Source organism: Clostridium sp. KLE 1755, assembly GCF_000466465.2.
Taxonomy (GTDB): Bacteria; Bacillota; Clostridia; order Lachnospirales; family Lachnospiraceae; genus Eisenbergiella; species Eisenbergiella porci.
Map to the genome: position 1 here is coordinate 27,845 of NZ_KE992715.1, position 12,814 is coordinate 40,658.

11 protein-coding genes are annotated in these 12,814 nt (G+C 35.4%); 2 read left to right on the plus strand and 9 right to left on the minus strand.

Going from position 1 to position 12,814, the window contains the following annotated elements; translation table 11 throughout:
• Position 1: 1 nt before the first annotated feature.
• The 3 genes from HMPREF1548_RS14005 to HMPREF1548_RS14015 are packed head-to-tail and all read right to left on the minus strand — an operon-like array spanning position 2 to position 3,287.
• On the minus strand, positions 2-1,366 hold the full coding sequence (locus HMPREF1548_RS14005; protein ID WP_021636888.1) for a DUF3329 domain-containing protein: 1,365 nt from the start codon (positions 1,364-1,366) through the stop codon (positions 2-4).
• Positions 1,366-2,280 (minus strand): ChbG/HpnK family deacetylase, encoded by a 915-nt coding sequence (locus HMPREF1548_RS14010; RefSeq protein ID WP_021636889.1) that lies wholly within the window; start codon positions 2,278-2,280, stop codon positions 1,366-1,368. The genes HMPREF1548_RS14005 and HMPREF1548_RS14010 overlap by 1 nt, the downstream gene beginning before the upstream one ends.
• Positions 2,277-3,287 (minus strand): glycosyltransferase family 2 protein, encoded by a 1,011-nt coding sequence (locus tag HMPREF1548_RS14015; RefSeq protein ID WP_021636890.1) that lies wholly within the window; start codon positions 3,285-3,287, stop codon positions 2,277-2,279. Before HMPREF1548_RS14015 ends, HMPREF1548_RS14010 begins: the two co-directional genes overlap by 4 nt.
• A 183-nt stretch (positions 3,288-3,470) precedes the next feature.
• Here HMPREF1548_RS14015 and HMPREF1548_RS14020 point away from each other — a divergent pair, with 183 nt between their 5' ends.
• Complete coding sequence (locus HMPREF1548_RS14020) at positions 3,471-4,931, plus strand: ArnT family glycosyltransferase (protein WP_021636891.1); 1,461 nt, start codon at positions 3,471-3,473, stop codon at positions 4,929-4,931.
• A gap of 60 nt (positions 4,932-4,991) precedes the next feature.
• On the opposite strand, the gene HMPREF1548_RS14025 is transcribed toward HMPREF1548_RS14020, so the two are convergent.
• Positions 4,992-6,017, minus strand: coding sequence for an NAD-dependent epimerase (locus HMPREF1548_RS14025; RefSeq protein ID WP_021636892.1), 1,026 nt, complete (start codon positions 6,015-6,017; stop codon positions 4,992-4,994).
• A 4-nt stretch (positions 6,018-6,021) separates the two neighbouring features.
• On the minus strand, positions 6,022-7,335 hold the full coding sequence (locus HMPREF1548_RS14030; RefSeq protein WP_021636893.1) for a UDP-glucose dehydrogenase family protein: 1,314 nt from the start codon (positions 7,333-7,335) through the stop codon (positions 6,022-6,024).
• A 184-nt stretch (positions 7,336-7,519) separates the two neighbouring features.
• Here HMPREF1548_RS14030 and HMPREF1548_RS14035 point away from each other — a divergent pair, with 184 nt between their 5' ends.
• The gene (locus HMPREF1548_RS14035; protein ID WP_035322182.1) at positions 7,520-9,115 is read left to right on the plus strand and encodes a glycosyltransferase family protein; all 1,596 of its coding nucleotides are present in this window, start codon (positions 7,520-7,522) and stop codon (positions 9,113-9,115) included.
• 48 nt (positions 9,116-9,163) lie between these two features.
• Here HMPREF1548_RS14035 and HMPREF1548_RS14040 read toward each other — a convergent pair whose 3' ends face one another.
• From HMPREF1548_RS14040 to HMPREF1548_RS14055, 4 genes are read right to left on the minus strand one after another with little or no spacing between them, the layout of a single operon-like run.
• Positions 9,164-9,529 carry a DUF2304 domain-containing protein gene (locus HMPREF1548_RS14040; RefSeq protein ID WP_051358398.1) on the minus strand — a complete coding sequence of 122 codons (366 nt, stop codon included), beginning with the start codon at positions 9,527-9,529 and terminating at the stop codon, positions 9,164-9,166.
• Positions 9,530-9,551: 22 nt separating this feature from the next.
• On the minus strand, positions 9,552-10,256 hold the full coding sequence (locus tag HMPREF1548_RS14045; protein ID WP_021636896.1) for a glycosyltransferase family 2 protein: 705 nt from the start codon (positions 10,254-10,256) through the stop codon (positions 9,552-9,554).
• Positions 10,257-10,278: 22 nt separating this feature from the next.
• Positions 10,279-11,262, minus strand: coding sequence for a hypothetical protein (locus tag HMPREF1548_RS14050; RefSeq protein ID WP_021636897.1), 984 nt, complete (start codon positions 11,260-11,262; stop codon positions 10,279-10,281).
• Entirely contained in the window at positions 11,249-12,766 is a 1,518-nt protein-coding gene (locus tag HMPREF1548_RS14055; RefSeq protein WP_021636898.1) for an MBOAT family O-acyltransferase, read from the minus strand. The genes HMPREF1548_RS14050 and HMPREF1548_RS14055 overlap by 14 nt, the downstream gene beginning before the upstream one ends.
• Between the last annotated feature and the right edge of the window lie 48 nt (positions 12,767-12,814).

Below are 12,814 nucleotides of genomic sequence, written 5' to 3' on the forward strand. Positions count from 1 at the left end.
ATTAATATTCCGTCCAGTCTTCCCTGGGGACACCGGAGACACTGTCAAATCCATAATATGTGGCATATGCATTATTCAGCCAATACTCCGGACTTTCTTTGATATCCGAATTATAACCATCACTGTATTTTGTCTCAAAATCAGGCCTGAGCATAGGTACCGTAACCTCCTGCACACCATTTGCCGCCTGTTCGGTAAGATACACATCCCGTTCATGATATTCCCTGTAAATTCTGGCAAGATTCGCCCCGCTTTCCATGTAAGTAAAAAACATTATCAGGCACATCACCGAAATTATCCCTGCTTTCAGACAGTGAAAAACAGTCTCCCTTTCATCCACGTGTACATAAAACTGAATTACAACTATGATTAAAAAAATTCCTGCACCGAAATATGCCCTTGGCATGGGTTCAGGCGTCAGTATCAAAGCATAACAGGTAGCAAAAAAAGTAATTCCCCATAGGAAACCGTCCCGGCAATCACTCCACAATACTTTTATATTTTGTTTCTGGTATTTAACAATGATAACCAGCAGCATGCCAATAATAAGCAATACCAAAAAATTATCCCTGACTGCTAAAGTTACTTTCTGGAACCGGGATACCAGTGCAAAAAGTCCGGTATGCTCTTCTTCCTGAGCCAGGGCGCGGACCGCATTTCCCGGTGCCAGAATCATAAACAAAAATCCGATTGCCTGCCCTGCAATTCCGGCAGTCATCCACCATTTTTTCTTTTTGCTTCCTTTATTATCGTAAAAATAGAATCCGGTAAGCAGTAATGCCATAAGAATTCCGCCACCGGAGGTATTCTCATTACACCAACCTGCTGCAATACCGGAAACAAATAGCAATACCACCCATATTATTTTGTGTTTTATAAAATCCACACGTTTAAGACAAAACCTGTATAATGTCAAAAAAGCAAGGATAATTGTCGAGCCCCACAAATAATTGCATGCCCCTGTTTCCCACAACACAGTCTGCCTGAAAACCACCCCAAACATCCATATCAACAGATTGATCAGAAGATAAACTGAAACATCATTCTTTTTTCTGCGCTCAATATTTAAATAAATTAATAGCGTAAGGCCTACGAAAACAAATGAATTAAAGAAATTAAATATTATTTTATCGCCAAGAAGAAAACATCTGAGAATAAGATGGCTTACTGAACGGCCCGACCATGTCATATACTGATGGTATTCCTGCTGAACCAGTCCGACAAAACTTCCCGCAGACTGGGCTTCCTTTGCATAAAACAGATCGTCCGACATCATTGGTGTAAGCATATTAAAAATAAAGATTAAAACAGCTGATATAATAACTGTCATGATAAACAGTTTCTGCTGGTTTTTTTTCGATTTCATTACTTCTCCTCAGTCCTCATTGACATAACCGCATTCTTTTCAATCCGCCTGCCATCTGACAGATAAAATTGTTTTGCACCTTCACTTACAAATTCTTCCCCTGCTTCCTCTTCCAGCAGGCTTCCAGGATGAAACAATATTTCAAGGCAGCGTCCCTTGTCCTCCGCTTTTTTCTTCATATATGGCAGTAAAATCCCTATTCTGTCCCTGTCCATATGTCCACTCATCAGAACTCCCCAAAGAAACATCGGTGAATTTTCTGACTGCCAGGAAGGCCGGTTCTTCTCGATTGTTCTTTCCATTCCCAGTGCATAAAAATTAAGCAAAAGATTTTTAATCCAGTTTATTGGTCTGTAGCTTTTCCATAAGGAAACCTGCCTTAGATAAGGCATTATTGGTTCTTTGGTAATCCTGATATACGCTGTCCTGTAGTGTTGTTCTACTATAACCTCCAACAATGCCCAATAGCATAGTGGAATCATCTGTGTATGCTGGTGGCCGTCAAACCTGAGAGGCAAATCCTCACCAAACTTCTCTCTGAACCGCTCCGTCTGCGCCTTAATCTCTGCTTTTAACTCCTTTTTGATTGTCATGAACTTTTTAGGGGAATAATTCCAATGAAATAGATCCCACCATGTAATATTAAAATATCCCTGTCCGTCCACCAAATGCTTTACTTCTTCCGGATCAGCCGCACAATGCCCTTCCATAAAATTAAGATGTACCGCCAAAAGCGGTTGGCAGGGCCATTCTGCCTTTCCCTTCTGATATTTTTCCGCATACGCATCGTAACAGCTCATATTCGTCAGAACACTGATACTGTTTAATTTACCAGCCCTCAGGCATTGTAGTATATCCTCCGATGTATTGGGGGACAGGGCATAATCATCCGCGTGAATATCTATTTTACTCACTCCGTGTCTACCTCTTCTTTTTCTTCCTGTTCATTCGTTTCCGCTTCTTTCCATATAATGGATTCAATTATATAGCGGGGACGCGCTTTGGTTTCAAGGTATATTTTCCCAATATATTCACCAACAATACCCAGTGAGAAAATTGTCAGTCCTCCCATCAGCAGCGATACCACCAAAGATGTCGTGTACCCGGGTACGTTTCTTCCTGAGAACCAGTCAACAATACAATAAATAATCATGGCAAAACTGAACAGGCTGACCAGAAACCCCAGAACAGTTATTATCTGTATCGGCCTGGTGCTCATGGACGTAATCCCATTTGTTGCAAGCGTCATCATTTTTCTCAATGTATATTTGGACTGGCCTGCCTCTCTTTTTTTTACATCAAAATACACTACATCTGACTGGAAGCCCATGGTAGGGATCAATCCCCTTAAAAACAGATTTACCTCCCGGTATTCTGCAAGCGCATCCAATGCACGTTTTGACAAAAGGCGATAATCCGCATGGTTGCTCATCACATTGCATCCCAGCAAATGCATAAATTTGTAAAACATGTTTGCGCTGAGCTTTTTAAACAACCCATCCGTATCACGATCATTTCTTACCCCATACACGATCTCACAGCCTTCCTGATAGCACTTTACAAAATTATCCAGCGCTTCTATGTCCTGCTGCAAGTCGGCATCTATGGTAACCACCATGTCAGCATGCTCCCGGGCGGCCATCATTCCCGCTAAAATTGCACTTTGATGACCATAGTTCCTTGAAAAACAAAGGCCGGAAAAAATGCTGTCACAGCGGCATAAATCACTAATAATTTTCCAGGTTTTATCACTGCTGCCGTCATTCACAAAAAAGACCTTACTCTTAATAGAAATCTTTCCCTGCGCCGCCATTCTCTCTAACTTATTTTTCATAACTTCCGCAGTATGTTCGAGTACCTCTTCCTCATTATAACAAGGAACAACCAAATACAATATATCACCAACTCTTGAACTTCTCATTTTATCTATTTCCCATCCTGTTATTCAATGCATTTTAACTCATTAATCATATCATTTGGTGTATTTCGAGTCAAGCAAACACGATAACCAATGTATATTTTACTGCACTCCAATATGGACATTTTAATTCTAATCACCTATAATTAGAAAAGTATAAAATAAAATCCATTTCGGAGGAAATAAATGTCAAAAAAAAGTTTACTGCAGTTTACAAAAAAATATTTTGTTTATATCATTTATTTCGGTCTTGCCCTGACTACTGCCTATTGTTGCTTTTCCCGTCTGGATGTGGCTTCTCTTCAGCACTGGGATGAAGCACGGCATGGGGTTAACGGTTATGAAATGTACAAGAATCATAATTATATTGTAAATACCTATAATTATGAAAATGATTACTTTAATTTAAAACCGCCACTTAGTTACTGGGGAATCATTTTGGGCTTTAAGCTGTTCGGTGTTTCCATTTTCTCTATGCGCTTTTATTCGGCCCTGTCTCTGCTTTTAACATTCCTTGTGGTAGGATATTACATGCACAGACATTATGGTAAGATTGCCGCTGTCTCCAGCATGCTGTTTTTCATCAGCTGTTCCGATTTGTTCTACCGGCATGCCGGAAGAAATGCTGATGCTGATGCCCTATATATCCTTTTATTCACGCTGGCACTGTTATTTATGCTACAGGTGCAGAAACATCAGAATTATATCTATCTATGCGGCTTCCTTTTTTCACTTGCCTTCCTTGCCAAAAGCTGGCATGCGTTGGTTCTTCTCGCAATTGGAGGACTTTTTCTTATTTTTTCCGGATTGTGGAAGAAGCTGCATATTAAGAATTATATCCTTTTTCTGCTCAGTGCATTCGGCCCTCTTCTTTTATGGGCTTTTGTAAGATATCAGTATGACGGAATGAACTTTTTGGGGCAGATGTTTGGAGTTGATGTCACACAACGAATTGCAGGATCTGCAGATGCGAACCCCTCTTATACCTTTTTCACACGCTATCTGCTGGGATATCGTCCTATTGTCGTTATTACCGTAATTGCGGCATGTATTTTTTTATTTATGTTATTTAAGAAGAAAATCAGTTACAGCAATAACATACTGGCTTTTTTACTGTGGATTTTTATTCCGCTTTTTGTATATGACTTTTCACATGTATATTATTACTGGTACATTTTTCCCGTTTATATTCCGTTGCTCATGCTTGCCGGTATTCTTATCCAGAAATTATATCAATATCTTAAAAATAAAAAAGGGCTGTTCTGTGCAATAATGCTTATTCCTTTCCTCATCGTAGGCATTGAATGCCGCAGCACTTTAAACGAACTGGATAATCTGGAGATTTCCGGTTTTCAAAACGATATAAAGGCTGCAATGGAACAAAATCCTCAGCTGCATCAGATGGATATTTATGTGGAGAAAACAGATAATGAGTATAAAGACAGTTATTATTGGGAACAGGCAGGCTTGCTTGCCGCCGAATTGAGCGGTGATTTATACTGTAAGGAAGGCGGCGTTAATGCTTTTTCAGAAGTTGAAGGCGATGCATTAATTATAGTAGATCCTGAAATATATGAAGAAAATCAGCAGCAATTAGGCAACCTGGAAATTGTATATCAAAATGAGTATCTTCTTCTGAAAAAATAATACACTTAAGAAAGCGGGTATATTAATGCTGCAGCCGCAGCTAATATACCCGTTTCTTTATTACCTATGCGTCCATTTCCTATACCAGTCTGCAAAATTCCCCAAGCCCTCTTCGATACTTGTGGAAGGTTTATAATCAAAGTCCTTTACCAGTTCTGAAACATCCGCAAATGTCTGATATACATCTCCGGGCTGCATTGGATAGAATTCCTTTTTCGCTTCTCTTCCAAGCGCTTTTTCCAATGTCTGAATAAATTCCATTAATTTCTCCGGTTTATTATTTCCAATATTATAGATTTTATAACGATCCCCATCCTCATTAGGCACCGGCGGATTATTGAGCATCCGCATCACACCTTCTACAATATCATCTATATATGTGAAGTCCCTGTACATATCACCCTGATTAAATATCTTAATTGCTTTTCCAGCCATAATCTTATCGGAGAACCCAAAATAGGCCATGTCAGGTCGTCCGAAAGGACCATAAACCGTAAAAAAACGCAAGCCGGTAGCCGGAACATTATATAAATGGCTGTAAGTGTATGCCATAAGCTCGTCACTTTTTTTGGTTGCCGCATATAAGCTGACCGGACGGTCTACCGGATCTTCCGTTGAAAATGGAGTCTTTTTTTGATTTCCATATACTGACGAAGAGGAAGCGAACAGTAAATGCTCCACAGGATGCTTTCCTTCATCATAGGAATGCCTGCACGCTTCTAGAATATTATAAAAGCCAATAATATTGCTCTCAATATAAGAGTCAGGATTATCAATTGAATAACGTACTCCGGCCTGAGCCGCAAGGTTAACTACAATATCCGGCTGGTAAGAGGAAAACACACCTGATACCACCGCCTTATCTGCTATACTGCCAAGTACAAAATGAAAAGCAGGATTTTTTTTCAAAATTTCCAGCCTGCTTTCTTTCAGCCGGACATCGTAATAATTATTAAGATTGTCCAGTCCAATAACACAGCAGCCCTCATTCAGCAATCGTTTGGAAAGGTGGAAACCTATAAATCCTGCTGCACCAGTTATTAAAACCTTTTTAGAATTATCAAATGTTTTGTAATCCGCTCTCACTTTTTCACCTTCCTATACTATAATATTCTACTCCAGACTCCCGCATATCCGACGGGCTGTAAATATTCCTTCCATCGTATACCAGTGGTGTCTGCATCCGCTGCTTATATTCAGCCGCTTTCAATTCTTTTATTTCTTTCCATTCCGTAAATATAAAGCAAATGTTTGCGCCTTCCAGAGCAGCTTCAGGAGAAGACACATAAGTTATTTGTCCAAGCCCATTAGTTCCCTCGGGAAATTTTTTCTTACTATTCCCCTCAGCTACCGGATCGTATGCATAAATATTGGCCCCCTGCTCTAATAGAAGTTGAATGTTATCCACCGACGGCGCTTCCCGCAAATCATCAGTTCCAGGTTTAAAAGCCAACCCTAAAACCGCGACCTTCAGGTTCTGGAAGGTTATCATTCTGTCACATGCCTTGTAAAACAATCTGGTCTTCTGCTGCGCATTAACATCCACGGCCGCTTCAATCGTTTTCAAGGAATACCCATGCTGTCTCGCGATGAATTTTAATGCTTTGGTATCCTTAGGAAAGCAGCTTCCCCCATAACCAATTCCGGCCTTAAGAAAATTAGCGCCGATTCGCTCGTCATAACTCATTCCTTTTGCAATATCTTCTATATTGGCTCCCACCAATTCACAGAGATTTGCAATCTCATTCATATAGGATATTTTCAGGGCTAAGAAATCATTGCAGGCATATTTAATCATCTCCGCAGAACGTCTGCTCACAGAAACTACAGGTAATTGAAAGGGTTCATATATTTTCTGCAGCATTTCCTCCGCATGTCTGCTCTCCGTCCCTATAACAATGCGCGCCGCATGCAGCGTATCATGGACAGCGGAGCCCTGTGCCAAAAACTCCGGATTGGATGCCACTTCAATTTTTACCTCTTTATGAACTAAAAAGTCATGGATAAATTGTTCTACCTTATCATTTGTACCTACAGGAACCGTGGATTTTACTACTACCAGACAATCTCTTTCCACATTCTCCGCTATTTGCCTGGAAACTGTAGCAATGTAGCTAAGATTTGCGGAGCCGTCTGGCTGTTCCGGTGTACCAACGCCGATAAATATTGCATCAGGATCTTTATATGCTTTTTGGAAATCCGTTGTATAATGCAACCGACCCGCGGCATAATTTTTACGCATTAATTCTTCCAGATCTTTTTCGTAAATGGGAGATATTCCTTTCTCCATCAGCTCTACTTTTCTTTTATCCGTATCCACACACGTAACATTATGCCCTTTTTCAGCAAAGCAAACACCCGCAACCAAACCTACATATCCTGTACCAGCTACTACTATTTTCATCTTTTCACCCCGCTTAACTTTTATACTAAACTATATCTATTTTAACATACCAAAACAAAATAAGAAACCTTACAATTATTAACGTCTTATAATATCAGAAACGCGCGACGAAAAACTGGACGCGATATAGTTTATTGATTATAATATTAATTGTTATTCAAACAAATATACTGGAGAAAAATCTATGAACAGAAAATCTTATAAAACCTTTTTCCTCTGTCTGCTCACAATTTGCTATACTTTAATATTATGTGTTGTCTATATACATTTTGGCCATACCAAAATTGGCTATGATGGAGATGAAGTATTTTCGTACATGTCCTCTAATTCGGAGGTCAACTATAAGGAGCTTACTGCATTGCAGGATAATTCCTGGTATCCTTCTGAATATTTCCACGATGCTTTATCTGTTAAGGAAGGGTACCGGTTCCATTACGAAATTCCAGTAAGAAATCAGGCCACAGATGTGCACCCGCCTTTTTATTATATCCTTTTGCATACTATATGTTCATTTTTTCCTGGACAGTTTTCCATGTGGTATGGCATAGCACTTAATATAATATTGACCCTTCTTTCATTATTCGTTCTCTTTTTACTGCTTCGATTATTTATAGGTGGCAGCTTTTTACCATTAACCATATGTTTTATATTCGGTATGACATATGGGGTTATTAATAATGTCCTTTTTATTAGAATGTATGTTCTTCTTATGCTTTTGGTAACGTTACAATATTATCTTCATTTACGTATGTTCCTTGCACTCAAGCTTACTACTGATAAATTTAAATTTGGGCAGCTTATACTTTTAGCTCTCGTTACTATACTTGGCACGCTCTCTCAATATTATTTTCTTATTTTTCTTTTTTGGCTTGCCGCATTTTTTTGCCTTATTCTATTCATCCAGAAGAAGTGGACAGCTTTATTTCAATATATCTTAACAATATTGATATCAGGTATCTGCAGCGTTATTATGTATCCAACAATGATTAAACATATTTTTTCGGGATATCGGGGAGAAGAAGCCGCGCATAAGCTTGTAAGCATTCAGGGGACTTTCGGCGATATACGTGAAATGTTTTCTATAATGAGTCGTCAGTTAGCCAACAGGCATCTTGGCCAGATTCTGGTTATAATGCTTTTTTGGGCACTTCTTTTGCTATTGCTTAAAAAACTGACGGTAAAAAATATTGCTTATACGTTAATTTTATCATTACCCGCAATACTTTACTTCTTAACTGTAACAAAAATATCTCCTTATGTGATAGATCGTTATATTACCCCTGTGTATGGAATTATATTTGGATTAACTGCTGCTGGGGTCGTAATGCTAACAAAGATAACGCTGTTTAATGTACGAACAGTTTCTATAAATTATTTTATTGCAGCATTTATTTTATGTATTGGAGCCTTTTTTTCCATACATCATATGACCGGTAATGTCGAACAATCAAGATATTGGTTTTCTGATAGAAATCAGGCAATCAAAGAGTATACTAGTGAGAATAATTTCTGTATTTATATAAGTGCAGATGAATATCATTGGAAGATTTGGAGTGAATTTCCCTCTTTTCTGGAGTATGAGAAAATTTATTATATTGATGGGCTTCTCTGGAATTCTGTATCAGATAAAACAATATCTGATTACAATAAAATTCTTGTCTATATCGAAGATGGCGTGGATATAGAAAAAGCCAAGTCCTATATCCAAAGGGAACTCGGATATAGGACTTGGGAATTATTATTTGAATCTGCTTATGCTGAGGGATATATTATTAAATAATAGCATTCATAAGGTTTGCTTTTATTCCCAACAATAAATCTATTGCACTTAATCCTGACGATATTTACTATTTTCCAATTCTCTAATCCTTTTTTCTAACAATGCATTAAATTGAATCATTTTTTTTATTTTTGCACTTTGTTTTGATACTATTGATGTTAGGGACATCAATATACATAGAACGAAAAAAATAATAAGCACAAATAATGCATACATTTGTGTTTCTATTCCTGTTAGCCTCGATAACATTAACAATGCATTTGGCCAAAAAACCATACAAGCCATAATAATACCTGCCAAAATCCAAAGCAATGTATATTTTAAAGATAATGCTTTATTTTTTAAAAAAATAAGAATTAATACAAAATATATAAGAATTCCCAAAATTAATATTTGTCGTAAATAAGGTGTCATCTTTACTCTCCATAGTATAAATTTATTTTCTTCGTATTCCAAAACTAATACGGCATATTAATATAGCCAATGAAACTTTAATCATATAATAAATAGATTTCTTGTAACTAATAGAACTAACCCCTCCTATTCTTTCTTTCATAATTACTGGAACTTCCTTTATAATTCCCCCATGCATCACTGCCGAAACAATTGCTTCAGGTTCAGGATAATCCTGTGGATAATCATTTGCAAATATTTTTATAAATCTTTTATCTACAGCTCTAAAACCACTAGTTACATCTTTAATCTTTTTTAAACAACACGAAGAGACTAGGAGTCCTAATATTCTTATTCCGATTCTTCTAGCTACAGATGATTGAAATCCTTCCATTGTAATAAATCTAGAGCCAATGACAATATTGGCCTCTTCTTTTAAAATTGGTTCTATTAAGTTAGATAAATAAAATGGATCATGTTGTCCATCTCCATCCATTTGTACTGCTATATCATAGTTATTTTCTAATGCATATTGATAACCCGTCTGTACAGCTCCCCCTATCCCTAAATTAATAGGTAAACATACATGATTTACACCATTTTTTTTCAAAATTTGTTCTGTCTTATCAGTTGAGCAATCATTAATCACCAGACAATCTGCATTAGGATATATTTTTTTAATATTTAAAATCACCTTTTCAATATTCTCTTCTTCATTATAGGCCGGAATTATTATTAAGACTTTCATAAATTTAAACCCCGTTATTATATTACATTTTTTTTATTAATTCTTCAGTATACTTCTTTCGTCCTAGTGAAGACATGTGAACAGTATCAATAAAATAATAATCATCTTCATTACCAAACGGGACAATTATACATTTATCACATTTTACTTTTTTTGTATTATTGTAAGTCTCTTCTGTAAGAATCATTTTTGCTGAAGTATTTTCAATTAATCCAATATATATATCCATAATATATTGATACGTTTCATCCTGCATAACAGTATAAAATTTTGGAGTTTCCACAAAATAAATTTCTATATCATTATCATTCGCAATCTTAATTATCTCCTCTATTGCCGATAATTGTATTGGATTTATCTCTTTCCCAGGATTTTCTATTGCTGCCTGTTCCAATACATCATTTGATTTCCCTATACTTTCTGTAATATTTCCCCCTTTATAAAAACGATTATTTATCATTGGATATGTTACTAACCATGTTAGTAATTGTTCATTATTTGCACTTACAAAAATCTGCCAAAATTCATTAAAAGATGCACTGCTATTTTTTCTAATCATATTCCATACATTCCATTGATAAGATATATCCATTTCAAGAAATTGTTTTGTATCACTAACCCACGGCGTTCTTACAAGTGCGTAAGCATACATATCAACATAAAGCTTATTAACTTTTAAACCTTTATTTAACAAATATCTTAACTGCAATACTTCAAAAGCGGGCTGATTTCCATTATATGTGAGAATGTAAAAGTTATCATCCAATTTGTTTTCAATTATATGAGGATCGATATCTTGACGGAATGCAGAGGAACCAATAAATAAATATTCCATTTCTCCTTGCTGAAGCAAAGATGGTACTCCAAAATTAGCATTTTTCAATAAATACTGTGAATAATTGTTTTTTATTAAAATAATAATTAAAATAATAAAAACGTATAGAAAAAACAATATTAAATTTTTATTTAAATTATTTTTTACTTTTTTCCCCTCAAAAATTTGCATATAAAAAACTGTCCTCTCCAAATAATCCTAAAAAAAGTGTAAAAGTAAAAAATAATACTCCCCAAAATTTTTTTTCACACATTTTCGTATATCCATAGTACAGCCTGTATTCTCTGATGTATAATAAAATAATCATTAGGATTACTATTAAAAAATATGAAACACAATTATAATCCATAGTAAAAGGTAGAATTGAGTTTATAATTACATCCATGTTAATCGTAAATGAACTAAACATTTTTATTATATACTTCCATGCAATATTAATATTAGAACTTCTGAAAAAAATAAAACCAAGCATAACAAATAAAAAATTGATAGGGATTTCTATAAATTTTTCTTTAATAAAATGTAATTTTTTATCCTTTTGTTTTTTTTGACAAACTAATAAATTAAGTATACCATTGTACAATCCCCACACAATATATGTCAACCCATTTCCATGCCATAAACCACTTACAATAAAAGTCGTCAATATATTAATTTTCTGTTTCCATTTACCACTTTTATTTCCCCCAAGCGGAATATAAATATAATCTCTCAACCAAGACGATAAAGATATATGCCATCTTCTCCAAAATTCCTTTATATTTTTTGACAACAATGGATAAAGAAAATTAGGGCTACACTCTACCCCAAAAATATTACATATTCCTATTGCCATATCTGAATATCCAGAAAAATCACAATATAATTGAATTGTAAAAAAAAAGCCTGCCATCCATAATGCTAAAGCCGGATATGCATCCGGAGTATCAAATATGACATTCACGTATCCAGATAATCTATTCGCAATTACAGTCTTTTTAAAAATCCCTTCTACTATTTTAGAGCATCCCATCAAAAAAACTTCTTTTTCAAAATGCAACCCTTTTCGGAATTGTTCCAGCATGATTTGTGGTCGCTCAATTGGTCCACATATTATTTGTGGGAAAAAACTTATATAAAGGGTATAATTGAACAAGTTTTCTTCTGCCTTGATTTTACCCTTATAAATATCAGAAAGATAAGCTATAACTTTCAATATATAATATGAAATACCTAAAGGAAGCAGCATAGAAATAGGCTTTGCTATATTGTCCTCATTGATCTGTCTAAACAGTTTTAAATATGATTCTATAAAAAAATTATAATATTTAAAACTACACCATGTACAGACACACATAAAAATACCAAAGGTAAAACAAATTTTCTGTATACAACTTGTTTTACCTTTTTCAATAGCCATTCCTAATATATATGAGAAAAAAACTATTCCAGTCAAAAGAATAAGCATATTTTTATCGCAAAAAAAATAAAACAAAAAACTGGCAATACATAAAAAAGGAATTCTTTTTTTAATTGATAGCGTATAATTAATAACTAAAATAATACTAGCAAAAATAAGCAAGAATAATATATTATTTTGCATCATTTCCTCCTCTATCATGCTAATTTCCACTAAAATTATTGTTTTATTATACCCTTTGCCTTTGAAATATACAAGTTCTTCTTCCAATTTCATTTATAACAATGCTATAATAAAGTTAAATATGAATTGAAAGGAATTTGT

Excerpts from the sequence above, each read along its gene's own strand:
- HMPREF1548_RS14005 (WP_021636888.1), bottom strand. The coding sequence starts at position 1,366 with ATGAAATCGAAAAAAAACCAGCAGAAACTGTTTATCATGACAGTTATT.
- HMPREF1548_RS14015 (WP_021636890.1), bottom strand. The coding sequence starts at position 3,287 with ATGAGAAGTTCAAGAGTTGGTGATATATTGTATTTGGTTGTTCCTTGT.
- HMPREF1548_RS14020 (WP_021636891.1), top strand. The coding sequence starts at position 3,471 with ATGTCAAAAAAAAGTTTACTGCAGTTTACAAAAAAATATTTTGTTTAT.
- HMPREF1548_RS14030 (WP_021636893.1), bottom strand. The coding sequence starts at position 7,335 with ATGAAAATAGTAGTAGCTGGTACAGGATATGTAGGTTTGGTTGCGGGT.
- HMPREF1548_RS14035 (WP_035322182.1), top strand. The coding sequence starts at position 7,520 with ATGAACAGAAAATCTTATAAAACCTTTTTCCTCTGTCTGCTCACAATT.
- HMPREF1548_RS14040 (WP_051358398.1), bottom strand. The coding sequence starts at position 9,529 with ATGACACCTTATTTACGACAAATATTAATTTTGGGAATTCTTATATAT.
- HMPREF1548_RS14045 (WP_021636896.1), bottom strand. The coding sequence starts at position 10,256 with ATGAAAGTCTTAATAATAATTCCGGCCTATAATGAAGAAGAGAATATT.
- HMPREF1548_RS14050 (WP_021636897.1), bottom strand. The coding sequence starts at position 11,262 with ATGCAAATTTTTGAGGGGAAAAAAGTAAAAAATAATTTAAATAAAAAT.
- HMPREF1548_RS14055 (WP_021636898.1), bottom strand. The coding sequence starts at position 12,766 with ATGAAATTGGAAGAAGAACTTGTATATTTCAAAGGCAAAGGGTATAAT.